At 61.8% G+C, this 25574-nt stretch carries 19 protein-coding genes; 7 read left to right on the forward strand and 12 right to left on the reverse strand.

Annotation, left to right across the window (positions count from 1 at the left end; genetic code table 11):
- The first annotated feature begins 1 nt into the window (after position 1).
- From trpB to EEQ99_RS23080, 4 genes are all read left to right on the forward strand, one after another.
- A complete protein-coding gene (trpB, locus tag EEQ99_RS23065; protein ID WP_047615941.1) occupies positions 2-1222 on the forward strand; it encodes a tryptophan synthase subunit beta in 1221 nt (406 codons plus the stop codon).
- A gap of 3 nt (positions 1223-1225) precedes the next feature.
- Entirely contained in the window at positions 1226-2065 is an 840-nt protein-coding gene (gene trpA, locus EEQ99_RS23070; RefSeq protein ID WP_047615944.1) for a tryptophan synthase subunit alpha, read from the forward strand.
- A 137-nt stretch (positions 2066-2202) separates the two neighbouring features.
- The gene (accD, locus tag EEQ99_RS23075) at positions 2203-3108 is read left to right on the forward strand and encodes an acetyl-CoA carboxylase, carboxyltransferase subunit beta (RefSeq protein ID WP_047615946.1); all 906 of its coding nucleotides are present in this window, start codon (positions 2203-2205) and stop codon (positions 3106-3108) included.
- Positions 3109-3135: 27 nt separating this feature from the next.
- Complete coding sequence (locus EEQ99_RS23080) at positions 3136-4488, forward strand: bifunctional folylpolyglutamate synthase/dihydrofolate synthase (protein ID WP_174824490.1); 1353 nt, start codon at positions 3136-3138, stop codon at positions 4486-4488.
- A gap of 71 nt (positions 4489-4559) precedes the next feature.
- Here the strand turns inward: EEQ99_RS23080 and trxA are convergent, their stop codons facing one another.
- From trxA to EEQ99_RS23140, 12 genes are all read right to left on the reverse strand, one after another.
- Complete coding sequence (gene trxA / locus EEQ99_RS23085; RefSeq protein ID WP_063473894.1) at positions 4560-4880, reverse strand: thioredoxin; 321 nt, start codon at positions 4878-4880, stop codon at positions 4560-4562.
- 74 nt (positions 4881-4954) lie between these two features.
- The gene (addA, locus tag EEQ99_RS23090; protein ID WP_127431157.1) at positions 4955-8506 is read right to left on the reverse strand and encodes a double-strand break repair helicase AddA; all 3552 of its coding nucleotides are present in this window, start codon (positions 8504-8506) and stop codon (positions 4955-4957) included.
- On the reverse strand, positions 8499-11693 hold the full coding sequence (gene addB / locus EEQ99_RS23095) for a double-strand break repair protein AddB (protein WP_127431158.1): 3195 nt from the start codon (positions 11691-11693) through the stop codon (positions 8499-8501). Before addB ends, addA begins: the two co-directional genes overlap by 8 nt.
- 3 nt (positions 11694-11696) lie before the next feature.
- Positions 11697-12428, reverse strand: a complete 732-nt coding sequence (locus EEQ99_RS23100) for a nucleotidyltransferase family protein (protein ID WP_047615959.1) — start codon at positions 12426-12428, stop codon at positions 11697-11699.
- 13 nt (positions 12429-12441) lie between these two features.
- Positions 12442-13959, reverse strand: coding sequence for a tRNA (adenosine(37)-N6)-threonylcarbamoyltransferase complex ATPase subunit type 1 TsaE (tsaE, locus tag EEQ99_RS23105; protein ID WP_097544612.1), 1518 nt, complete (start codon positions 13957-13959; stop codon positions 12442-12444).
- Complete coding sequence (locus tag EEQ99_RS23110) at positions 13956-16541, reverse strand: sensor histidine kinase (protein ID WP_127431159.1); 2586 nt, start codon at positions 16539-16541, stop codon at positions 13956-13958. The genes tsaE and EEQ99_RS23110 overlap by 4 nt, the downstream gene beginning before the upstream one ends.
- A gap of 203 nt (positions 16542-16744) precedes the next feature.
- Entirely contained in the window at positions 16745-18145 is a 1401-nt protein-coding gene (gene ahcY, locus EEQ99_RS23115) for an adenosylhomocysteinase (RefSeq protein ID WP_047616091.1), read from the reverse strand.
- Between the two features lie 274 nt (positions 18146-18419).
- Positions 18420-18695: an HPr family phosphocarrier protein gene (locus tag EEQ99_RS23120; protein WP_003544133.1), complete on the reverse strand. Its 276-nt coding sequence runs from the start codon at positions 18693-18695 to the stop codon at positions 18420-18422.
- Between the two features lie 9 nt (positions 18696-18704).
- On the reverse strand, positions 18705-19106 hold the full coding sequence (locus EEQ99_RS23125) for a PTS sugar transporter subunit IIA (RefSeq protein WP_003544139.1): 402 nt from the start codon (positions 19104-19106) through the stop codon (positions 18705-18707).
- A 150-nt stretch (positions 19107-19256) separates the two neighbouring features.
- On the reverse strand, positions 19257-19706 hold the full coding sequence (locus tag EEQ99_RS23130) for an HPr kinase/phosphorylase (protein ID WP_048338406.1): 450 nt from the start codon (positions 19704-19706) through the stop codon (positions 19257-19259).
- Complete coding sequence (locus EEQ99_RS23135) at positions 19703-21493, reverse strand: sensor histidine kinase (RefSeq protein ID WP_048338405.1); 1791 nt, start codon at positions 21491-21493, stop codon at positions 19703-19705. Before EEQ99_RS23135 ends, EEQ99_RS23130 begins: the two co-directional genes overlap by 4 nt.
- Positions 21494-21670: 177 nt before the next feature.
- Positions 21671-22405, reverse strand: coding sequence for a response regulator transcription factor (locus EEQ99_RS23140; protein ID WP_188947094.1), 735 nt, complete (start codon positions 22403-22405; stop codon positions 21671-21673).
- 338 nt (positions 22406-22743) lie between these two features.
- Between EEQ99_RS23140 and EEQ99_RS23145 the strand changes: the two genes are divergently transcribed.
- The 3 genes from EEQ99_RS23145 to EEQ99_RS23155 all read left to right on the forward strand — a co-directional run bounded on the left by EEQ99_RS23145 (position 22744) and on the right by EEQ99_RS23155 (position 25568).
- Positions 22744-24354, forward strand: coding sequence for a phosphoenolpyruvate carboxykinase (locus EEQ99_RS23145; RefSeq protein ID WP_097544617.1), 1611 nt, complete (start codon positions 22744-22746; stop codon positions 24352-24354).
- A 163-nt stretch (positions 24355-24517) separates the two neighbouring features.
- Complete coding sequence (arfB, locus tag EEQ99_RS23150; RefSeq protein ID WP_127431160.1) at positions 24518-24955, forward strand: alternative ribosome rescue aminoacyl-tRNA hydrolase ArfB; 438 nt, start codon at positions 24518-24520, stop codon at positions 24953-24955.
- 1 nt (position 24956) lies between these two features.
- Positions 24957-25568, forward strand: a complete 612-nt coding sequence (locus EEQ99_RS23155) for an alpha-ketoglutarate-dependent dioxygenase AlkB family protein (protein ID WP_127431161.1) — start codon at positions 24957-24959, stop codon at positions 25566-25568.
- Positions 25569-25574: the final 6 nt, after the last annotated feature.

The raw sequence follows: 25574 nt of genomic DNA on the forward strand, positions 1-25574 counted from the left end.
AGTGAACGAGACGCCTAAACCGAATTCCTTCCGTTCCGGCCCCGACGAAGACGGCCGTTTTGGTATTTATGGCGGTCGTTTCGTTGCCGAAACGTTGATGCCTTTGATCCTCGATCTGCAGGACGAGTGGAACAAGGCGAAGAATGATCCGGCATTCCAGGCCGAATTGAAGCATCTCGGCGCACATTATATCGGTCGCCCGAGCCCGCTCTATTTCGCCGAGCGGCTGACGGCCGAACTCGGCGGCGCAAAGATCTATTTCAAGCGCGAGGAGCTGAACCACACCGGCTCGCACAAGATCAACAACTGCATCGGCCAGATCCTGCTTGCCAAGCGCATGGGCAAGACCCGTATCATCGCCGAAACCGGTGCCGGCCAGCATGGCGTCGCCTCTGCGACCGTTGCCGCCCGCTTTGGCCTTCCCTGCGTCGTCTACATGGGCGCCACCGACGTCGAGCGTCAGGCGCCGAACGTATTCCGCATGAAGCTGCTCGGCGCGGAAGTCAAACCGGTGACGGCAGGCAGCGGGACGCTGAAGGACGCCATGAACGAGGCGCTCCGCGACTGGGTCACCAATGTCGAGGATACTTATTACCTGATCGGAACGGCAGCCGGTCCGCATCCCTATCCGGAGATGGTCCGCGATTTCCAGTCGGTGATCGGCACTGAAGCGAAAGAGCAGATCCTGGCGGCCGAAGGCCGTCTTCCGGATCTGGTCGTCGCTGCCGTCGGCGGCGGTTCGAATGCGATCGGCATCTTCCATCCCTTCCTCGACGATCCCTCCGTTAAGATCGTCGGCGTCGAAGCCGGCGGCAAGGGCCTGCAGGGCGACGAACATTGCGCGTCGATCACCGCTGGTTCACCGGGCGTGCTGCACGGCAACCGCACCTATCTGCTGCAGGATGGCGACGGCCAGATCAAGGAAGGCCACTCGATTTCGGCCGGGCTCGATTATCCCGGCATCGGCCCCGAACATTCCTGGCTGAACGACACCGGCCGCGTCGACTATGTGCCGATCATGGATCACGAAGCGCTCGAGGCTTTCCAGACGCTGACCCGCCTCGAAGGCATCATCCCGGCGCTCGAGCCCTCGCATGCGATTGCCGAGGTCATCAAGCGCGCACCGACGATGGGCAAGGACGAGATCATCCTGATGAACCTCTCCGGCCGTGGCGACAAGGACATCTTCACCGTCGGCAAGATTCTGGGAATGGGACTGTAAGACATGACCGCACGCATGGATAAACGCTTTGCCGAGCTGAAGGCCGAGGGCCGTCCGGCGCTTGTCACCTATTTCATGGGCGGCGATCCCGATTATGACACCTCGCTTGGCATCATGAAGGCGCTGCCGGAGGCCGGCTCCGACATCATCGAGCTCGGCATGCCCTTTTCCGATCCGATGGCTGACGGCCCGGCGATCCAGCTGGCCGGCCAGCGCGCCCTGAAAGGCGGCCAGACGCTGAAGAAGACGCTGCAGTTGGCGGCCGATTTCCGCAAAACCAACGATGCGACGCCGATCGTGATGATGGGTTACTACAACCCGATCTATATTTACGGCGTCGAGAAATTCCTCGACGACGCGCTCGCCGCCGGCATCGATGGCCTGATCGTCGTCGACCTGCCGCCCGAGATGGATGACGAGCTCTGCATTCCGGCGATCCGCAAGGGCATCAATTTCATTCGCCTGGCGACGCCGACGACGGATGAGAAGCGCCTGCCGAAGGTGCTGAAGAATACCTCCGGCTTCGTCTATTACGTCTCGATGAACGGCATCACCGGTTCGGCGCTGCCCGATCCGTCGCTGGTTTCGGGCGCTGTCGAGCGCATCAAGCAGCACACCAAGCTGCCCGTCTGCGTCGGCTTCGGCGTCAAGACGGCGGAACATGCAAAGGTTATCGGCGGTTCGGCCGACGGCGTTGTTGTCGGCACCGCGATCGTCAATCAGGTCGCGACCAGCTTGACGAATGACGGAAAGGCAACGGCGGACACGGTTCAGGCCGTTGCCACGCTGGTGCGCGGCCTTTCCACGGGAACACGTTCGGCGCGCCTTGTTGCTGCCGAATAGTTTGCCCACATTGGCACTCAGGCATGTCGCGCAAAACTGTGCAGCGGTTTTCCGTCCGGAATTGCGTACAAAAGGATAGAGCGGTTCGCCGCTTCCGTTAAAAGCTGAACCGCTCTGGTCAATCAGGAGTATTCGAGTTGAACTGGATCACCAACTATGTTCGCCCGCGGATCAATTCCATGCTGGGCCGTCGCGAAGTGCCGGAGAATCTCTGGATCAAGTGCCCGGAAACGGGCGAGATGGTCTTCCACAAGGATCTGGAAGGCAACAAATGGGTCATTCCGGCGTCCGGTTATCACATGAAGATGCCGGCCAAGGCCCGTCTGATTGATCTTTTCGACAATGGTGAGTTCGAATCGCTGCCGCAGCCGAAGGTCGTGCAAGACCCGCTGAAGTTCCGCGATTCGAAGAAATACAGCGATCGCTTGCGCGATAGCCGCCTCAAGACCGAGCAGGAAGATACGATTCTCGCCGGTGTCGGGAAGGTGCGGGGATTGAAGCTCGTGGCTGTCGTGCACGAATTCAATTTTATCGGCGGTTCGCTCGGCATTGCCGCCGGCGAGGCGATCGTTAAGGCTTTCGAGCGTGCGACGGCTGAAAAATGCCCACTGGTTATGTTCCCCGCTTCCGGCGGCGCGCGCATGCAGGAAGGCATCCTGTCGCTGATGCAGCTGCCGCGCACGACGGTTGCCGTCGACATGCTCAAGGAATCCGGCCAGCCCTATATCGTTGTGCTGACCAATCCGACCACAGGCGGCGTTACCGCCTCCTATGCCATGCTTGGCGATATTCATCTGGCCGAACCCGGCGCTGAAATCGGCTTTGCCGGCAAGCGCGTGATCGAGCAGACCCTGCGTGAAAAACTACCCGAAGGCTTCCAGACCTCCGAATACCTGCTGGAGCATGGTATGGTCGATATGGTCGTCAAACGTCACGATATTCCGGAAACGCTGGCGCGTCTCCTGAAGATCCTGACGAAGAAGCCGGTTTCGGCGGCGAACAACATGAATAGCGGCGCAATCGCTCTGGCGGCGAGCGCCTGATAACCGATAAGCAGGCGGGGTGCCGAATTGATACCCAGAGGCCAAACCGCGGTGAGTGAGGCAGCACAGGAGATCGACAAACTCATGGGATTGCATCCCAAGGGGTTCGATCTGTCTCTCGATCGCATCACCCGTCTTCTCGATGTGCTCGGCAATCCGCACAGGAAACTGCCGCCGGTGATCCATGTCGCCGGCACCAACGGCAAGGGGTCGGTTACCGCCTTCTCCCGCGCCCTGCTCGAAGCCGGCGGCTACAGCGCCCATGTCCACACCTCGCCGCATCTCGTCAATTGGCACGAGCGTTATCGCATCGGCGTCAAAGGCGGACGCGGACAGCTCGTGGATGATGCCGTCTTCGCCGAGGCCGTGCGTCGTGTGGCAGATGCCAATGCAGGACAGCACATCACCGTCTTCGAAATCCTGACGGCGGTCACCTTCATCCTGTTTTCCGAACATCCGGCCGATGCCGCGATCATCGAAGTCGGTCTCGGCGGCCGGTTCGACGCGACGAATGTCATTTCCGATCCGGCCGTCTCGGTGATCATGCCGATCTCGCTGGATCACCAGCCCTATCTTGGCGACAGAGTGGAGCTGATCGCGGTCGAAAAGGCCGGCATCATGAAGCCGGGATTTCCCGTTGTCATCGGTCATCAGGAATATGACGCAGCGCTCGACGTCCTTATGTCGACGGCCGAACGGCTGCATTGCCCGAGCGCCGTCTTCGGGCAGGATTTCATGGCGCATGAGGAATATGGCCGGCTCGTCTACCAGGACGAGTTCGGTCTTGCCGACCTGCCGCTGCCGCGCCTTCCCGGTCGCCACCAATATGCCAATGCCGCCGCCGCCATTCGTGCCGTCAAGGCGGCCGGTTTCACCGTCACCGAGACGATGATGGAAAAGGCGATGAGTTCGGTCGAATGGCCGGGCCGGCTCCAGCGTTTGAGCGAGGGCCGGCTGCTCTCGCATGCGCCTGTCGGCGCCGAAATCTGGATCGATGGCGGGCACAATCCCGGTGCCGGTGAAGTGATCGCCGAAGCCATGGCCAATTTCGAGGAGCGCCAGCCTCGGCCGCTTTTCCTGATCATCGGCATGATCAACACCAAGGATCCGGTCGGTTATTTCAGGGCCTTTGCCGGCTTGGTCGAGAAGGTTTTCTGCGTGCCGATCCGCGGCAGCGAAGCGATGATCGATCCGGTGATATTGTCGAATGCCGCCTATGATGCGGGCTTGGTTGCCGAACCGATGTCGACGGTCGGCGATGCGCTGGAAACCATCAAAGCCGTGCTTGATCCGGAAGCCTTGCCGCCGCGCATTCTGGTCGGCGGCTCGCTCTATCTCGTTGGCGATGTGCTTTCCGACAACGGCACGCCGCCGAAGTGAACCCTGCAAATTGAAAAAGCCCGGTCGAAACCGGGCTTTTCGTCAATGCGATATCATCAGGGCGATATCAATCAGGCAGCGTTCGAAATCCAGTTCGAAAGGGCGGTCTTCGGCTTGGCGCCGACAGAGATATCGGCAACTTCGCCGCCCTTGAAGATCGCAAGGGTCGGAATGGAGCGCACGCCGAACTGTGCGGCGAGTTCCGGGTTCTCATCGATATTGAGCTTGGCGACCTTGACCTTGCCTTCCAGCTCGACGGCGATTTCTTCGAGGCTCGGTGCAATCATCTTGCACGGGCCGCACCATTCAGCCCAGAAATCGACGACGACGGGTTCTGCGGATTCCAGAACTTCCGACTGGAAGTTATTGATATCGACTTTCACGGTAGCCATGGGCTGCTCCTTTACCGGATTGGATGTTGAACCACATGTGATGGTGCGGCGCCGAATTTTCAATGTCCGGTATTTCACTTTGTCTTGACTCCTGCAAGCGCCAAACCGAGCGCCTTTTCGCTCAGCGTGTAGAGCGAGGCGTTCTCGGTATAGACAAGCATGCAGTCGATCCGCTTATCAGGATAGAGCGGCGCCAGGATCTCGCGATAGATCGCGAGCTGCGCCTTGTGCGCGAAGGGGATGGCCTCTTCCGTTGCCGGCGGCACCCGGTTGGTCTTGTAGTCGAGAATGACGACGCGATCGGTAAGGACGGCAAGCCGGTCGATGCGGCCGGAGACGGCATAGCGCCGGCCTTCGAGCGTCAGCGTTCCCATGACCGAGACCTCGGGCTGGGCCTGCGCACCGAGGACGTCCTGCAGGCCCTGCTCGTCCAATAGTTTCAGAACCGAATCGACAAGCTTGCGCCGTTCGCCTTCCGGCCAGAAACGAGCCGCCCGTTCGGCATAACGGCTCGCCGCATCGGGCTGTTCGGCAGGTGGAATGTCGGGAAGCGCCTGCAGCATGCGATGGATCAGTCTGCCCTTCTCCAGTGAACGATCGCTGCGCGGCTTCTCGGTAAACAGCGGCGAAACGACCAGCAACCCGCCCTCGTCTTCATCGATGATCGTGCCGGCGCCGGAGGGGCTGAGCGGCCGGGGCAGCGCAGCCTGCGGTGGCAAGGGCCGCAACAGGCCGTCCGGCAAACTCTCCTCGTTGTCACGCTCCTCGCTGCGGTTGACACGCTCGAAGCTTCGTTCCACCCGCGGCACACGCCATTTGATGCCCGGCCATTCCCCATCGGGACCGGAGAATGTGGTCGCTTCCACAAGTGGATGATCGTCGCTCAGTGCCGTCGAGATCATCATATGCCAGGTGTCGTTGTTTACGCGCACGCCGCGATAGCCGCAGACGACCAGCCGGTCGGCGGCACGCGTCATGGCGACATAAAGCAACCGGCGATATTCTTCTTCCGCCAGCATCTGGATCCGCGCCGCATCGTCCTGCGTCAGCGAATTGGAAAGATCGGAGACGGGAACCCAGACCGGCATTGGCGGCTCGTCGGCGTCCGTCTCGATCAGGCGAAGCTTGGGCAGATGAGTATGGGTGAAGGCCTTCGAACCGCCGTCGACCAGGAAAACGATCGGTGCTTCAAGACCCTTGGAAGCATGCACCGTCATGATTCGCACTTCGTTGCGCCCCTTGTCCTGCTCACGCTTCATTACGGGTGCTTCGAGTTCAAGCGTCGAGATGAAGGATTGCAGACCGGGAAGGCCGGAGCTCTCGTGGTCGAGCGTGAAGGTCAGGAATTCGTCGAGAATATCGCTGACCTCGGTGCCGAGACGGGCAAGGAATTGTCGTCGCCCGCCATGGCTGCCCAGCACACGGGCATAGAAATCATGAACCGACAGGCTTCTGGACTGCCGGAGGAACAATTCCAGCCTTTCGACGGCAACGCGGAAGCGTTCGGTGCCGTCGGCGGCGAAGCTTTTGAGATGGCTCCAGGCACTCTCATTATCGCCGCGCAGGCCGGCAATCGCAAAGATGTCGTCCTCGGAAAGATCGAAAAGTGGGCTCTTGAGCACCGCGGCGAGCGAAAGATCGTCTTCCGGCAGAAGCAGGAAACGGCCGAGCGCCAGCAGATCCTGCACGGCGATATGGCTGGTCAGCACCAGTCTGTCGGCGCCGGCGACGGGAATGTCGCCGCGGCGCTTCAAGGCGCGCGTCAATGCATTGACGAAGGCGTCACGCTTGCGCACCAGCACCAGGATGTCGCCGGCTTCGATCAGGCGCTCCTTGCCTTTGTCGACGATCGTCTCGCGGCCGACGAGCGTGCCGATCGAGTGGGCGATCCGCCGCGCGAGGATTGCGGCCGGCGCGCTTTCCGGCGTCGCGTCGAAGGGCGCCGTCCAGTCTTCCTCCCTCACCACCGCTTCCGGCGCGACCATCTCCCAGAGGTCGACGGCGCCGGGATGTCCGATGCGGCTGGAGCGGTGCACGACCGGCTCGCCGAGCGCGCTGAGGCCGCGCGCGTTCTCGGGTGTCTTGAAAATATGGTCGACGGCCTCGAGCACGTCGGCGGTCGAGCGGAACGACAGCGGCAATCGGACGGAGGAAAAGTTCTGCCCGCTATCGGACACGCGCCGCCGCGTCCGGTCGCTCTCCTCGGAAAAACGCTCGGGCCGCGCCCCCTGGAAGGAATAGATCGACTGCTTTTCGTCGCCGACGGCAAACAGCGTGCGCACGATCGGCCGGGCGCTTTCGCCGGAGAAGAAATCTTCGGCGAGCGACTGGATGACGCTCCACTGGATCGGGCTGGTATCCTGCGCCTCGTCGACGAGGATATGATCGATACCCCGATCGAGCTTGTAGTGGACCCAGGGACCGACGCCGCTTTTCGTCAGCAGGTCGGCGGTGCGGGTGATCAGGTCCTCGAAATCAAGCTGGCTGCGCTGCTTCTTCAGCTCCTCGTAGTCGTGGTTCAGCCGGTCGGCGAGGACGAGTGCTGCATGTGTGGCGCCGTACATCCGTATCAGTTTCAGCCGGTCGCGGCTTGCTGCGACATGCGCGCGGGCAATGGCGATGGCGTCCGCCAACTGTGGTGCCTCGGCAAGCATGGCCTTTACGAAGAATTGCGAGTCCGCCTTGGGCTCGCCCTTCACGGTCAGAAAGATTTTTTCGAGAAACTCAGCGCGCCTTGCGTCGTCGCGCTCCCGCCCGGCGAGCCTGAGGCCGTAGGCAACCTCCTGCGCCTTCGCACCACCCTTCTGGTCGGCAAGCGAGAGATAGAGTTCCAGCGTTCGGCCCGAAAGCTCCGGCAAAGGCCAATATTGCGCCGCGATCCGGCTTTCCGTGTCGTCGGCGGCGAGGCCGAGCTTTTGGTGCAGGACCATCTCCATACCGCCCTGCTGTTCGGCCGTCGCGGTGAAACGACGAATGGCGTTGCGGTTGGCGACGATATCGCCGAGCAGGTTCTCCAGCCCGGATTCGTCGCCGAGATTGAGCACATAGGCGAATGCCTCGGCAAGGGCGCTGTCTTTCTCCGGCGCCGTCGCCGTCAGCAGCGCCCGGCGCGCATCGGAAAGCAGGGATGCCGCTGCGCGATCGTCGAGAACCGAGAAATGCCCGGCAACGTTGGCCTCCAGCGGGAACTGATGCAGCAGCGCCTCGCAAAAGGCATGGATCGTCTGGATCTTCAGGCCGCCGGGCGTTTCCAGCGCCTTCGCAAACAGCCGGCGCGCCTCGCCAAGCCTCAATCCGTCGGGAGCCGTACCTTCGATCTGCATGATCCGCCGGCTAAGGTCGTCATCATCGAGCACCACCCAATCCGCCAGCCGTTCGAAGACCCGGTTCGACATTTCGGAGGCTGCAGCCTTGGTATAGGTGAGGCACAAAATGGCCGAAGGCCGCGCTCCGGCGAGCAGCAGCCGAATGACCCGCTGTGTCAGCACATGCGTCTTGCCGGAGCCGGCATTGGCCGAAACCCACGCCGAACGCAGGGGATCGGAGGCAATCGCCTGCTGGATCGTCGTCCAGCCGATCCAGGCGCCGGGATCGTCGTCGGTGGGAAGCGCGGTCACATCACTCATCGCCGCCGCCCTCTTCGGTTTCGGCCGTCGACCACTCGGAGACGCGGGCCAGATGATCGTAGTCGCCGCCGAAATCGAATTGCTGGGCCGGGATCAGCCGCGCGGTAAAACCTCTTTCGCTGGATTGCAGCAAACCCACGAATTTGACCAGTTGATCGATCGATTCGGCGGCGAGATCCATCGCGGATTTCGCCTTGTCGCTGCGGGCAGAGTTTTCGTTGTTGACCGTATCGACCTGGAAGCGGCTCCCGGGTCGCAGACGCACATAGAGCAGGTCTTGCGGCACGCGGCTGCCGGCATCGCGGAAGGCGCCGGCGCTCAAGGCCGCCGCTTCAAGCGCAAGCTGCGGATCGAGAAGCACGCGCGCCTGCGCCGGCGAGGGATTGTAGCCGGTCTTGTAGTCGATGATGTCGGCCGAGTGTGGTCCTGTTATGTCGATCCGGTCCGCGACGCCAGTGAGCCGGATATTGATCGGCTCCAGCTCCATACCGCCCCGCACCTCCGTCAACGTTTTCAGGATGCCATGCCGCCGTCCGGCCTCCCATTCGAGGAAGGCGCGGGCCACCTCGCGAAAGCGCGGCCGCCAGACGGCATCGATATGCGGCGGTAGCCGCTCCATGTCGAAAAGTTCGGAAAGGATGCGCTCCATGGCCGCTGCCGCATCCGGTGTCCCGGCAATATGGGCCTCGCGGATGAACCGGTCGACGATCTTGTGGTAGAGCGTTCCGCGTTCGGCCGCACCCGGATCGCGGTTGAACGCGTCGACGGGGTCGAGACGCAGGATGCGGCGGGCATAGATGGCATAGGGGTCGCGGCGCAGCCGGCCGACTTCGCTGAAGGAATAGGATTTCGGCTGCAATGCCAGCGGCGGTTTCGGCGAGGGTCGTTGCGCCGGCGTCTGGCTATCTCCCCGATCGATGAGGCCGGCCCATTGCAGGAACCGGTTGCCGCGCCCTTTCAATTCCGCTTCGAACGCCTCTCCGCCGAGCGCCAGCAGCCGCTGCAGCCAGCGCGAGGCGACGGTCGGCGTCGAGCCCTGGCGCAGCGCGCGCGAATAGATCAGATGGCGCGTGCCGTTTGCCATCTCGAAATCATGCGCCAGCTGGCCGATGCGTCGTTCCGGCGGTTCGAGGCCGATCTCCGTCTTCATCATCCGTGGAATGAAGGGGTTATTGGCGGTCTGCCCCGGCCAGGTGCCCTCGTTCAGGCCGCCGAGGATCAGCGTATCGACGCTCTGCAGGCGGGCTTCCAGCGTGCCGAAGATGAAGAGGCGGGGATGACTGAGCGCCCGCGGCTTCACGGCATGACCGGCGGCAAGGGCGGCCATGATGTCGATCCATTGCGGTCCGTCGGCCTCCATCTGGCCGTCCGTGTCGATCACCTCGCTGAGCAGGGCGGCGAGTGCATCTCCCGCTTCACCAGACCAGAGCTCGGCGAGATTGCCTTGCGGATCGACCGCGACCGCTTCGAGCGAACGGCCGGTGCGCTCCGCCCATTCGGACAATGTGAAGCTCAGAGTTCTCCCGCGATCTTCCGGCCGGTGTCGCATCAGTACCGACGCCAGTGGCTCGGTCGCCTGCGTGACCCGCCGGGCAAGGTCGTTTGCGGCGTCGGCTGCATCAGGCGAAAGCGCTTTGCGCCATTGCGGCGCGTGCCTGTCCAGCGCCTGTTCGGCAAGTTGGTGGGTGAGCAACGGCTCGAGCGTGCTGATATCCACCTCGGCCACGCCGCCGCGCAGCGCCAGCAGCTCGAGCGCCTCGGTAGCGGAAATCAATGCGTCACGTTCCAGGCCGAAGCGGGCAAGCGGATGTTTGAGCAAAGAGACGATCGCCACCGGATCGCCCGGTCGCAGCGCTGCCTCGAGCAGCAATTGCAGCAAGGTGCCCTGCGGCATGGCCGCAAGCGGTGTACCCGCCGAATCGTCGGCGAGGATGCCGAAGCGGGAAAGCTCGGCCATGACCCGCCGCGCGAGATTGCGGTCCGGCGTGATGAGTGCTGCCCGGCTCTCGCCGTCCTGTCCCGGCCTCTCCAGTGCAAGCCGGAGCGCGATGGCAATCGCGGTTGCTTCTTCGCGTTCGTTGGCGGCTTCGATCAGCGAAACATCGGCGAAGGCTGAAGGCAGGGTGCCCTCGGGCAGGCCGCTCTTCCATGCCCCCCAATCACTGGTCGCCTCCGATGGGGCGAGGGCTCGAGACAGGATTTCGGCGCGCCGGTCAAGATCGCCCTCCGGTCCGTCGAGGGGCGTTACGTCGGCACGCGTCAGCTTCAGCCGCTTGAGCAGCGACGACAGGCCATATTGCGGATGGCTGCGACTTGCCGGATTGGCATGTTGGCCGGGCGCCGGTTCCGGCGCGACCATCTGCCAGTGGTTCTCGGGCATGACGAGATCGAGGCCCGGCAGCACGATGACGCCTTCGGGCAGATTGGCGACGGCGGCGATGAGATCGGCGGTGGCGGGAACGGAACCCGTCGAACCGGCGATGATGATCGGCCCAGCGGGTTTCGTCCCCGAAAGCCGGCTTGCTTCGGCCCGGAGAATGGCGTTTCTGTGCCGCGCCGGCGAGGATTTGCCGAGTTCCGAAAGCCGCTCCGGCCAGAAAGCACTGGCGATCTGCAGGAATTCTGCCGTCAGCTGCCACCAGGCGGCATAGTCGCCGGTGTCGAGTTTCGACAGCTCCGACCAGTCGAGATCCTCGGTTTCGATTGAATCGATCAGTTCCGCCAGGTTGCGGGCGAGCCAGATCGCATCCGCCGGGCTTGCGGGTGCGACGAGCGGCGAGTCCGAATGAATGTGGCGGACGATCTCAGGCAGCTTGTTTCGCCAGGCGAGGATCAGGCGAGCCAGTTCCAGAAGACGGGCGGTATTCGACAGTGGTTGGGCGAGATCGATCGTAGCCGGCAGTGCCTCGTCGAAATAACCGCTGTCGTCATCGGTTTCGCCGAGCGGACGGATGACCGGCAGAATCGCCGAGCGGCCGCCGAGCAGATCGACGAATTCAGAGCGCAGAACGCGCACGGCGCGCCGTGTCGGCAGGTAGATTGTTACCTTGGCCAGCGATAGCGGATCATCGGCCTCGTGCCGGAAGAGTGGCGTCAGCCGGCCGTCGCAAAGCGTCGTCGCCAGCGTTTTCAGGAAGGAGAGACCCGCCGGGATTGTCAGGATGCGTGGCTGGTGCCGCTCCGCCATGGCTTAAGCGAACGCCCGCAATCGTCGGATCGTTTCCTCCGCCTCGCCGATCGCCTCCGGCGTTCCCACAGTCAGCCAATGGCCTTCGAGCACCATGCCGAAAAGTCGTCCGCGCGCGATCGCCTTGTCGAAATAGATATTGAGGTTGAAGGCATCCTTCGGCGCATCGTCGAACAGCGATGGGTTCATGGCGATGGCGCCGGCATAGACGACGGGATTGGATGGATCGTCGCGATAACGCGCCAGCCGGCCATCGGCCGCCAGACTGAAGTCGTTCTTGCCGTTGTGACCCGTCGTATCTTCGATCCCAACGCAAAGCAGCGCCATATCCATGTGGTCGGCATCGAAGAATCCGGCTAAGCGTTGCAGGTTCGTCGGCCGCCCCGGCTGTTCGCCGATCCAGAAGAGATCGGCATTCATGACGAAAATATTGTCGCGGGTAAGCAGGCTGAGCCCCTTCGCCAGCCCGCCACCGGAATTCATCAGCGCGTCACGCTCGTCGGAAATGACGATGTCGAGGCCGCGATAATTCCCGAGATGATCGAGCATCTGTTCGGCGTGGTGGTGAACATTGACGACGGCGCGTTCGACGCCGGCCGCCACCAGCGAATCCAGCGCGTAGTCGATCATCGGCTTGCCGTCGATCTTCACCAGCGGCTTCGGGATCGTGTCGGTGATCGGGCGCATGCGGGTTCCGAGACCCGCGGCCAGTACCATGGCTTGTCTGATGGTCATCCTGATTCGGAACTTATGATTCGCTCTGGCCTATTCCAGCCCTTGCGCACCAATCGCGCAAGGGGGCAAGCGTTTCATGCTCGAGCGCGACGTTCAGATAGGCGAGCGTGCGCGGCATGTGTTTCAGATAACCCGGCTTGCCGTCGCGCTGCAACAGCCGCACCCAGAGGCCGGCAAGCTTGCAATTGCGTTGCGCAGACATGATCGCCCAGGCCTTCATGAATCCGGTTTCGTCGAAACCGCCCTGTGCGTGGCGAAGCGTCAGATAATCAGCCATCAATTGCCGGAAGAGATCCGGCTCGATCGTTACACGCGCATCCTGGACGATCGAGGCGAGATCATAGGCCGTAGGGCCGATCATGGCGTCCTGGAAATCGATGAGGCCGATCCGTTGGATGCCCTTCGCCTGCGGTCGCCAGATGATATTCGGCGAGTGGAAGTCGCGCAGCAGCAGATTGTTCTCGGCCGATGCAAGCTCATCAATGAGCCTATCCCAGATCGCCAGATAATCCGCCCGCTCTTCTTCCGTTGCCGGTGCTCCCTGACGCTTCCAGGGCAGGTGCCAGTCAAGCACCAGCCGCACCTCCATCTTCATCGCCGTGCGGTCGAAATCAGGAATATGATGGACATGCGCCTTTCCAACAGGAATGTCCTGCGGAAATTTCAGGGCGTGCAGTTTGGCAAGGCAGGCAACGCTTTCGCGATAGCGTTCGACAATAGGCTGACCCCGGGCATCCAGAACGCCGTCGCTGCCGAGATCTTCGATCAGCAGAATACCCTTGTTATAATCCACCTTGTAGATCTCGGGCGCCGCAAAGCCGTCCTTGCGCAGCACATCGGCGATCGCCACGAAGGGATAGGCGTTTTCGGCGAGATGCGCGACTTTGGGATAGGGTTTGCCGTCGAGAACCGGCGGTCCTTCGGCAAGCGGCGGCCAGTCCATCAGGATGACGCGCTGGTTTTCGGCCTTCGGATAGATCGCCTCATAGGCACGTAACGAGGCATCGCCGGTCAGGAAGCGACGCCTCGCTTCGGGATGACCAGCATCGTCAAGGAAATCGCGAATCGACAGGACACGACGGATGCGTGAATTTTGCGCACCGGTAGCTCTGATTGTCGCCCGGCGGCCATTACCTTCATGTTCCAGCGTCAGCGCGATGCGCTCCGCAGGCAGTTCGCTCTCGGCCATCTCAGGCCATTCGACGAGACAGATGCCGTTTTGCAGAGCCTCGTCGAAGCCCAGTTCCATCAGTTCGGCCGGATCGCCAAGCCGGTAGAGATCGAAATGAGAAACGGGGATGCGCAGGTCGTAGGATTGCACCAGCGTGAAGGTCGGGCTCGGGACTTCGAGCTCCTCGTCATCGGCGATGGCGCGCAGGATCGCGCGGGCGAGCGAGGATTTCCCCGCGCCGAGATCGCCGGAAAGAGCAAGGCAGTCACCGGCTTTCAGGGCCAGCGCCAAATCTTCGCCGAGGCGGAGGGTGGCCGCCTCGTCTTCCAGAAAAAGCGAGATTGCATCGCCGGTCGTCATTCGGCGGCGGCGGAATGCGGTACATCGACCGAGGGAATACGGCAGACGACGGTCGTGCCATTGCCGGGTTCGCTGTCGATCGTCACGTCGCCATGATGCAGGCTGACGAAGCTGTCGACGATCGAAAGGCCGAGGCCGGCGCCGCCGCGTTTGCCGCTTTTCGCTCCCGTCGCGAAACGGTCGAAGACGGTGGCGATCATGTCAGGCGAGATGCCCGGGCCGCGATCGCTGACGGAGAAGACGAAATCCGTGCCGTCGCGATGGCATTCCAGCGAGATCGAGCTGCCTTCTGGCGAGAAATTCGCCGCATTGGAAAGCAGCTTCAGCAGGATCTGTTTCAGCCGCTGTGGATCGGCAACGATCGAGCCGAGATAGGCGGGTGCGGTGATTTCGAGTGCGACGCCGCTTTCCTGGAGACGATCGGCGATCTGCATCGACACGTCGTCGAGCAGATCGTTGAGATCAATATCCGCATAGTTGAGGCGCATGATGCCGGCATCGACGGTCGCAAGGTCGAGAATATCGTTGACCAGCGTCAAGAGAACGGAGGACGAGGTCGAGATGTGGTCGATATATTCGGCCTGCCGTTCGGTCAGCGGGCCGACGCCCGGCGTGCGCAGGAGATCGGTGAAGCCGATGATGTTGGTCAGCGGCGAACGCAGCTCGTAGGACACGTGCTGGACGAAGTCGTTCTTCAGCTCGTCGGCCTTGCGCAATGCTTCGTTCTTCTCGGTCAGCGCGCGCTCGGCCCGCACGCTGTCGGTCATGTTGACGAAGGTCAGCATGGTCTGGGCGTTCGGCAGCGGGATAACGGCGTAGTCGAGCACGAGGCCGGAGAAGAGTTCCAGCGTCCCCTGGCCCGAGCGGCGTTCGTCGTCGAAGCTGGTGATCAGTTCGGCGAAGGCCTTCCAGCCGTCCGGCCGGTCATAAGACGGCGCGCAGGCCTCGCCCAGCGCACGAATATGGGTGCCGGGCTTGGCTTCGGTTTCCGTGATTCCCCAGAGCGCGCGGAAGGCCGGGTTCGAAAGGCGGATGCGTCCGTCAGGGCCAAACACCGCCACACCTTCGGAAAGATGGTCGATCGTTTCGCCCTGCACCTTGACCAGCGTGTTGTAGCGCGTTTCGAGATCGACCTGCTCGGTCAGGTTTTCGAACACCCAGGTGGCGCCGCCCTGGGGATGGGCAGTCGCGAAGACGCGCAGCGTCTGACCGTTCGGCAGGTGCCAGAGATCGGATTGCGTGTCGAGCGCGCGATAGACGGAGAGCGCGGTTTCCTTCCAGCTTTTCCAGTTGAGCTGGTCCGGCAGTTTCTTGGCTGCCCGCAGCCGCTCGAGCAACTCGCTGTTGTCAGGCCGGCCTTCGAGGAAGGCGATATCGAGCTGCCAGAGCGCCACGAAGGCCTGGTTGTAGAATTGCAGGCGGCGGTCGCCGTCGAAAATGGCAACGGGAGTGGCAAGATGATCGAGCGTCTCGGCATGGCTCTTCAGCGTCCGCTCCAATTCGGCGCGCACGGCCTCTACGTCGGACACATCGATCGCGATGCCGGCCGATCCGCCAGGAACCCTGACGTCGACGACGTCGAAGAATGTGCGGTTGCCGCGCACGACCGTCGAGATCGTGTCGTGGAAGGGCGATTCCGGCGTCGTCGTCGCGCGAATGCGCTCGCGCGCCACGGTGGTCAGCATCTCGCGGCCTTCATTGATCGCCTGCTGCGGCGAGCGCGCTTCGACCGTCTCGCCATAAGCCTGGTTGACCCAGGTGAGGCGCCCCACCGGGTCGCGCTGCCAGGCCGGCATGTCGATCGCGTCGAGCATGGTCTGGAAGGCCGAGATCGAGGTCATCAGCCGGTCGCGCTCGATCCTGAGCTCTGCGAGTTCGGCGCGCAGATTGTTGAGCGCCACGAAACGGACGAAGGCACGCCCGCCGGAAACCCGGCCCTGCGCCTCGAGGATTTCGTCGCGGATGGTTTCGACCACCATGTCGAAGCTCTGTGCCTCGTCGCGCAGCCGATCGATCGCCTTTTCCAGTTCGGAGGCCGAACGTGACTTCAGCCACAGGCCGAAGGCCAGGAATTCGCCGTCCTGCGGCGCGCCGGTCTCGGGCGGAAGCTGGCCGAGCAGTTCAGGGCGGGCATTGCCGTCCCAGATGACGATCCGCCGATTCTTGTCGGCGATCAGAGCCTGGTATTGGGAAATGCGCTGCTGGGCGTCAGAGAGTGCCGAGCGGATTTCCCGGCTCTCGTTTTCCAGATTGCCGCGCTGGCGCACGAGCCACAGCGTCGAAAGCAGTGCCGCCGATATGACGCCGATGACGACGGAAACGCCGACGACTTGCGAGGATGTGAAGAGGTGGGCCGAGGCCGCCGCCTGCTGCTCCGTCTGTGCCAGAACCGGCCGCGCCAACGCGGCAAGTGCGGTACCGGCCGCGCAGGTTTTCAGGAAGCGCGCCAATGGTCCATGCTCTTGCTTTGCGGCCTCGTGTGCCGTTGCAGATTTATATCCTTGGCCTGCCATGAGCGGGCGGCGACCGGCGCAAGCGCCATCATCCGCCTGACCGGGCAGGCTGCTTTTCATTTCCGACATCCGCGGTATGTCTCCGTCCTTCAATGTGCCGCATTACGACAAGACATCCCATTTTCGCAGCGGTCGGATGGAGTCCGGCGCCACGAATCAAGTCTTAAAACAATACTTCGGAAGGGAATCGGCGGGAAGGGAGCGTCCAAAAAATAAGCCGCGACATTTGTCAATGCCGCGGCTTCTACATCTTGTGGATATTAACGGTCGGATCAATATCTGTAGTGGTCGGACTTGAACGGGCCCTTCGGCGAGACGCCGATATAGGCAGCCTGTTCCTCGGAAAGCTCGGTCAGCTTCACGCCGAGCTTGTCGAGATGCAGGCGCGCGACCTTTTCATCGAGATGCTTAGGCAGGATATAGACCTTGTTGGAATACTGGTCGGGCTTGGTGAAGAGCTCGATCTGCGCCAGCGTCTGGTTGGTGAAGGAAGCTGACATCACGAAGGACGGATGGCCGGTGGCGTTGCCGAGATTGAGCAGGCGGCCTTCGGAAAGAAGGATGATCCGGTTGCCCTTGGGGAATTCGATCAGGTCGACCTGCGGCTTGACGTTGGTCCACTTGAGATTGCGCAGCGCAGCGACTTCGATTTCGTTGTCGAAGTGACCGATGTTGCCGACGATCGCCATATCCTTCATCTGACGCATATGGTCGATGCGGATGACATCCTTGTTGCCCGTGGTGGTGATGAAGATATCGGCAGAGGAAACGACGTCCTCGAGCAGGACGACTTCATAACCATCCATGGCGGCCTGCAGGGCGCAGATCGGATCGGCTTCGGTCACCTTGACGCGGGCCCCGGCGCCGGAAAGCGAAGCGGCAGAACCCTTGCCGACGTCGCCGTAACCGCAGACGACGGCAACCTTGCCGGCCATCATCACGTCGGTGCCGCGGCGGATACCATCGACCAGCGACTCCTTGCAGCCATACTTGTTGTCGAACTTCGACTTGGTGACGGAGTCGTTGACGTTGATGGCCGGGAAGGGCAGCAGGCCCTTCTGGCTGAGCTGGTAAAGACGATTGACGCCCGTCGTGGTTTCTTCGGTAACGCCCTTGATGGCATCACGCTGCTTGGTGAACCAGCCCGGCGAAGCGGCAAGACGCTTCTTGATCTGCGCGAAGAGGATTTCCTCTTCTTCGGAATGCGGATGGGACAGCACGTCCTCGCCGGCTTCGGCGCGGGCGCCGAGCAGGATATACATGGTGGCGTCGCCGCCGTCATCGAGGATCATGTTGGAAAGGCCGCCATCGGCCCACTGGAAGATCTTGTCGGTATACACCCAGTAGTCCTCGAGCGACTCGCCCTTGATGGCGAAGACCGGAACGCCGGCAGCGGCGATCGCGGCTGCGGCATGATCCTGCGTCGAGAAGATGTTGCACGAGGCCCAGCGGACTTCGGCGCCGAGCGCAACCAGCGTTTCGATGAGCACGGCCGTCTGGATGGTCATATGCAGCGAGCCGGTGATGCGCGCGCCCTTCAGCGGCTTTGCCTGGCCGAATTCGGTGCGGCAGGACATCAGCCCCGGCATTTCGGTTTCGGCGATCGTAATTTCCTTGCGGCCGAAATCCGCAAGCCCGATATCGGCGACGACATAATCTTTTTCAGTGCTCATAGAGGTCTCCAGGCTGAAAAACGTCTCAAAATTGGCGCAGGCGCGAAGATGACCGCGCGACGGATGGGCCGCGTGCTCATGCATGTCGCCTGGAAGTGCAGCGGTTCCGGGACAACGACAGGCATAACGACGAAGAGCTAAAGTGCGTTGCATGAACCAAGTTCGATGCGAACGCGCGTTAGCGCACGGCATGTCGCCGTTTAGCAGGCTTCGTCTGAGATGGCAACAAGGATATAAAGAAGTCTTTATATGTTTATATGAGCTCGGCCGGAGCTCACATTTCTTCGCCGAACCTGTTCTGGATCAGCTGATCCAGCGCCTCCAGGGCTTCCTCGGCCTGACTGCCGCTCGCCGAGACGACGACGCTTGAGCCGGGGCTGGCCGCAAGCATCATCAGGCCCATGATGGAAGTGCCGCCAACCGTCATTCCATCTTTGGAAACGGTGATGGCTGCGTCGAAGGTTTCAACCATCTGCACGAATTTGGCGGAGGCGCGCGCGTGAAGACCGCGCTTGTTGATGATCAGGAGTTCCCGGGAGAGCGATGTCATGAAGGCCCGTTATTTTCCGCTGAGCACACGGCTCGCGACATTGATATATTTCCGCCCGGCTTCGGAAGCCTCCACCAGGGCCTTCTCCATGTTGTTCTCGCCGCGTACGCCGGCAAGCTTGATCAGCATCGGCAGGTTGACGCCGGCAATGACTTCGGTATGGCCGCTGCTCATCACTGATATGGCGAGATTGGACGGCGTGCCGCCGAACATGTCAGTCAGGATAACGACGCCATGGCCGTCATCGGCACCGGAAACGGCTTCCAGAATGTCCTGCCGTCTCTGGTCCATGTCGTCTTCGGGGCCAATGCAGACCGTCTCGATGAATTTCTGAGGACCGACGACGTGCTCGACAGCATGACGAAACTCTTCAGCCAGCTTGCCATGAGTGACAAGCACAAGTCCGATCATGATATTACTGCTCCCATATACGCAATCGGTGGCCCCAATATCGCAATGCAGCAATTACGTCCACCGGTGGGGGCACATCTTGGCTATGAAAAGCCGAAGTGCAAGATAAAAATGCGAATATATAAGGCAGATTGACCAATCCGGAAGGCTTCAATGCCCGATATCGGGTGCTTTCGCCATCAGGATCGCAAGCGGTGCGGAAACACCTGTGAGCAACCGCAATGCGGGAAGCGAAAATCCGGCCGCAAGGCTGACGGTTTCGCCTTCGGGGGGCAGGCGGTTTTCACCGGAAGCGGTGCCCGGAAGCACGGCATAATGCATGGCTGCGCTCGGAATATGATCCTGCTGAACGATGCCGGTGCCGCGAAGCTCGATCAGCCCGGCGATCGACGGTGGGCATGTGGCGATGACCGTGCCGGCCTCTCCCGACAAAAGCACCTGGTCGTCGGCGACCAGTGCCGTGAAAAGCCCGAGCCGGCGCGCCTCGGTCATGCAGGTGAAGGCCAGCATCGATTTGCCCCAGCCGGAGGGGCCGCTGAACAAGAGCCCCGTCCTGCCGACGACGATCGCCGTCGCATGAATGTTCAGAGCGTCGGTCATGCGGCGGCATCGACGGGCAAAGAGAGGATGAAGCGCGCGCCGAGCACATGTCCGCCTTCGGAATCGGTAATGTTTTCGGCTCTCAGCGAACCGCCATGGGCTTCGGCGATCTGGCGGCTGATCGAAAGGCCGAGGCCCGAATTCTGGCCGAAGCCTTCCGATTCCGGACGGTCCGTATAGAAACGCTCGAAGATACGGTCGATATTTTCCGCCTGGATGCCGGGACCATTGTCTTCGATCGTCGTGACGCAGCGCGAACGTGTCCGCACCAGCCGCACGATAATCTTGCCGCCCTTTTCCGGCACGAAAGAGCGGGCGTTCTCGATCAGGTTGGCGATGATCTGGCCGATGCGCAGATCGTGGCCGTTGACCACGAAGCGGGTCTTGACGTTCGGCTTGCGTTCGATCGCATATTCGATCTCCACCTGCTTCTTGCTGCTCCGGACCTGGCGCGAAACCTCGATCAGGTCGCGCAGCAGCACCTCCATGTCGACGGAGCCGGCATCGACGCGGGCGAGTTCGGCATCGAGGCGGGAGGCGTCGGAGATATCGCTGATCAGCCGGTCGAGACGGCGGACGTCGTGCTGGATGACATCCATCAGCCGCTTCTTGGAATCGTCGGAGCGGGCGAGCGGCAGCGTTTCGACAGCGCTGCGCAGCGATGTCAGCGGATTCTTGAGCTCGTGGCTGACATCGGCCGCGAAACTCTCGATCGCATCGATGCGGTCGTAGAGTGCCGTCGTCATTTCGCGCAAGGCGATGGAAAGATTACCGATTTCATCCTGGCGGGCGGAAAAGTCGGGGATCTCCTCGCGCGCCTTGGCGCCGCGGCGCACACGGATGGCGGCGGCCGAAAGGCGGCGCAGCGGATTGGCGATCGTCGAGGACAACACCAGCGAAAGCAGCACGTTGACGAGCGTCGCGACGCCGAAGACGCGCATGATGGCAAGCCGCTCGGCATGAACAATATTGTCGATGTCGCCCGCCTGTGTCGACAGCAGCAGCACACCGAGCACGGCGCGGAAGCGCTGGATCGGCACGGCGACGGAAACGATGAGCTCGCCTTTTTCGGTCGTGCGCACGACCGCCCCGCGCACGCCGGTCAGCGCGTTCATCACCTCGGGATAGATCGAGCCGTCGCCACCCGGCGCCTCTTTGTAGACCGGCAGATTGCCGGGCTGCAACGCCTTGTTGAACAGGGTCGCGAACCACTCGCTCCAGGTCTGCTTCTCCTCTTCGACCGGCGGCAGATCGAAGCGCAGCACCTGGCCGCGCGAATAGAGATGGCGCGAATCGAGCAGCAGATTGGCGTCGGCATCGAAGATGCGGGCGCGTGTGCGCGTCGGAGAGATCAGCCGGCGCAGCACCGGGGCGACCTTCTCGGGGTCGATCGGAAATTCCAGGTCTTCGTCGTTCGGCACCGGGGTGATGCTCTGACCGGCCTGCAGCTCGAGCAGCTTCTGCGGATCGATAGTGATCGAGTTGGTATCGACCGAGGCGGAGGCCGAAACGGCGCCGGCGATGATCTCGCCCTGCGTCAACAGGCTCTCGACGCGAGCGTCGATCAATCCCTCGCGAAACTGGTTGAGGTAGAGGATGCCGCCGACGAGAACCAGCAGCGCGGCCAGATTGAAGAACAGGATACGCCGCGTCAGGCTCGAAAACACCGCATTGCCGAAGATGCGGCGGATCAGCGTGAAGGGGTGCGACCAACGGCGGCCTCGGACGCGACGGGTGCTCACGCCCTCCGCATCGTCCAGATCCCTTTCCTGCACCAACTGTGCCAATGACAGGCCCTTTCGAAGGGCGGGGCCGGATGGAACCGGCCCGCTGCCCTCAACAATTCCCACAGCGCCGCGCGTCTTTTCAGACGCGCAAAAGGCGCTGCAACAGTTTGAACCGCTGCATATTTTATTCTTGGATCGGCTCCAAGGAATTATGCAGTCGCGCCGCGCCGGTTAGGCTCAGGCTGCTTCGCGGAAGCGGTATCCCACTCCGTAGAGTGTTTCAATCATATCAAAGTCGGTGTCGACCATCTTGAATTTCTTGCGCAGCCGCTTGATGTGGCTGTCGATGGTCCGGTCGTCGACATAGACCTGTTCGTCATAGGCCGCGTCCATCAGCGCGTCGCGGCTTTTGACGACGCCGGGGCGCTGCGCCAGCGAATGCAGAATCAGGAATTCGGTCACCGTCAGTGTCACGGCCTCACCCTTCCAGGTGCAGGTATGGCGTTCCTGGTCCATGACCAGCTGGCCGCGCTCCAGTGAGCGGGCCTGCTGCACCGCGCCGGCCTTCGGCGCGCCGGCGGGGCTGGTGCCGGCGGCAGCGGCTTCACGGCTGGAGGCGCGGCGCAGGACGGCGCGCACGCGCTCGACCAGCAGGCGCTGCGAAAATGGCTTGGTGATGAAATCGTCGGCGCCCATCTTCAGGCCGAACAGCTCATCGATCTCCTCATCCTTGGAAGTGAGGAAGATGACGGGAATATCCGACTTCTGCCGCAGGCGGCGCAGCAGCTCCATGCCGTCCATGCGCGGCATCTTGATGTCGAAGATCGCCAGCTGTGGCGGTCGCGCCAAAAGGCCGTCGAGCGCCGAGGCACCGTCCGTATAGGTCTCGACCTTGTATCCTTCGGCCTCCAGTGCGATCGACACAGAGGTAAGGATGTTGCGGTCGTCATCAACGAGCGCGATTGTCGGCATGGTGTTGGTCTCCGTCATCAGTGCGCAATCTCCCGGATTTTGCTCTCCCCAGGCGGTCTCAATGACCGGATGCGCTTATGGAGGATAAAGGTGGAACAAATTGTGGCAAAGATAAAGGGGAAGATTGTCGTAAAATTCGCCGGCAATCTTAAGTGGTGCGGCAAAATGTTTAAACGCGGCTCCTTAAAACGATTTAAAATGTAGGCCATAAATTTAAATCGATTAAATATTTGATATTACTGCACTTTCTCAATTTCTACATCTTGTGTTTTAAAATTTCTGCCCGTATTTTCGCGCTTAGTTTTAACGGCAACGAGCCTGAGCGAAGGGAACTAGCCATGGAAATGTTCGGAGTTCATAACCCGGCAACAGAGCTGGCAACGGTTGGATTGGGCGGCGCAGCCAGCGCTCGCTACAACTTTTCCGCCGCCGCGCTCTATGAAGAAGCGATCCGCCGGGGCGAAGCCGAACTGACCGCTCAAGGTGCACTGCGGGCTATCACCGGCCAGCACACCGGCCGTTCGCCGCGCGACAAGTTCGTTGTTCGCGATGCCAATACCGATGGCGAGATCTGGTGGGACAACAACAAGCCGCTCTCGCCGGAACATTTCGCCCTGTTGCGCGACGATATGCTGGCGCATGCCGCGGGCAAGGAACTCTTCGTCCAGGATCTCGTCGGCGGTGCCGAGGAAGGCCACGCCCTGCCGACCCGCGTCGTCACCGAATTCGCCTGGCATTCGCTGTTCATCCGCAATCTGCTGATCCGCCCCGACGCTGCAGCGCTCCCCACCTTCGTGCCGAAGCTGACGATCATCGATCTGCCGAGCTTCAAGGCCGATCCGGCCCGCCACGGCTGCCGTTCGGAAACGGTGATCGCCTGCGATCTCACCAACGGTCTCGTCCTCATCGGCGGCACGTCCTATGCCGGCGAAATGAAGAAATCGGTCTTCACCGTGCTCAACTACCTGCTGCCGGCCAAGGGCGTGATGCCGATGCACTGCTCGGCCAATGTCGGCCCGGACGGTGACGCGGCGGTCTTCTTCGGCCTTTCCGGCACGGGCAAGACGACGCTTTCGGCCGATCCGGCCCGGACGCTGATCGGCGACGACGAACACGGCTGGAGCGAGAATGGTATCTTCAACTTCGAAGGCGGCTGCTACGCCAAGACCATCCGCCTCTCGGCCGAGGCCGAGCCGGAAATCTATGCGACGACGCAGCGTTTCGGCACTGTACTGGAAAACGTCGTGCTCAACGAAAGCCGCGAGCCGAATTTCGACGACGGGTCGCTGACCGAGAATACCCGTTGCGCCTATCCGATGGATTTCATCCCGAACGCCTCGGAAACGGGCCGCGCCGGGCACCCGAAGACGATCATCATGCTGACCGCCGATGCCTTCGGCGTGATGCCGCCGATCGCCCGATTGACGCCCGACCAGGCGATGTATCACTTCCTCTCCGGCTACACCGCCAAGGTGGCCGGCACCGAAAAGGGTGTCGTCGAGCCGGAAGCGACCTTCTCGACCTGTTTCGGCGCCCCGTTCATGCCGCGGCATCCGGCCGAATACGGCAATCTGCTCAAGGAGCTGATCAGCCGTCATGGTGTGCAATGCTGGCTGGTCAATACCGGCTGGACTGGCGGCGCCTATGGCACCGGCAAGCGCATGCCGATCAAGGCGACACGTGCGCTTCTCGCTGCCGCTCTGGCCGGTGAACTCGGCAATGTCGAATTCCGTGCGGATCCGAATTTTGGCTTCGCCGTGCCGGTCTCGGTCAACGGCGTCGATGGCAGCATTCTCGATCCACGCTCGACCTGGGCCGACAAGGCAGCCTATGACGCGCAGGCCGAAAAGCTGGTCTCGATGTTCATTGCCAACTTCGCCAAGTTCGAAAACCACGTCGACGGCGGCGTCCGCGATGCAGCCCCCGGCGTGAAGGTCGCCGCCGAATAAGGCGCGCAAGCAATTCCAGCAAAAGTGTGCAGCGGTTTTGCGTCCGGAATTGCGCTAAACAGACTCCCTGACTCACGTGAAACCCGGCATCGCAGGATTGCCGGGTTTTCCTTGATGCCGGCCGATATTTTCAATTCATCGTCGATGTGAGATAGAACGCCGCATGGCCAGCGACGCGCTCTATATCGATGACAGGATCACCATCGCGGGATGGGAGCTGACGGAACAATTCGTTCTGGCGGGTGGTCCCGGCGGGCAGAATGTCAACAAGGTCTCGACCGCGGTCCAGCTGTTCTTCAACATTCCGAATTCGCCGTCCCTCAATGATCGCGTGAAAACCAACGCGATCAAGCTTTCCGGCCGGCGTCTGTCGAAGGACGGCGTGCTGATGATCGAGGCGAGCCGCTTTCGCAGCCAGGACCGCAACCGCGAGGACGCGCGCGACCGGTTGAAGGAACTGATATTGGAGGCCGCCAAGCCGCCGCCGCCGCCGCGCAAGAAGACCAAACCGACCAAGGGTTCGGTCGAACGCCGCCTGAAGGAAAAAGCCGGACGCTCGGAAGTCAAGAAAATGCGCGGCCGTCCCGGCGGTAGTGAATGACATGCCGGTACTCCTGAGCGGCATCCGCCATCTCCCCGGCTATCTCGACCGCGCGCGTCAGGAGGCATTGGTCGAGGTAATCCGCGCTGTCGTCGCCGAAGCGCCGCTTTACGTGCCCGCCATGCCCGGCACCGGCAAACCGATGTCGGTGCGCATGACCAATTGCGGGCCGCTCGGCTGGGTGACGGACAAGGAGCGCGGCTATCGTTACCAGCCGATGCATCCGGCGACCGGCAGGCCCTGGCCTGATATGCCGCAGCAACTGCTCGATATCTGGAATGACGTTGCCGGTTACGACAAACCGCCCGAAGCCTGCCTCGTCAATTTCTATTCCGACGACGCGCGCATGGGCCTGCATCAGGATAAGGACGAACAGGATCTCAAGGCCCCGGTTGTCTCGCTCTCGCTCGGCAACAGCTGCCTCTTTCGCGTCGGCGGTCTCAGCCGCAATGACCGTACCCTATCTTTCAAGCTTTCGAGCGGTGATCTGGTCGTGCTCGGCGGCGAGGGGAGACTGTGTTTCCATGGCGTCGACCGCATTCACCCGGCGACGTCGACGCTCCTGAAAAATGGCGGCCGCATCAATCTGACGCTGCGCCGCGTCAATCCCTGAAGCTGA

The organism is Rhizobium anhuiense, from assembly GCF_003985145.1.
GTDB lineage: Bacteria > Pseudomonadota > Alphaproteobacteria > Rhizobiales > Rhizobiaceae > Rhizobium > Rhizobium anhuiense.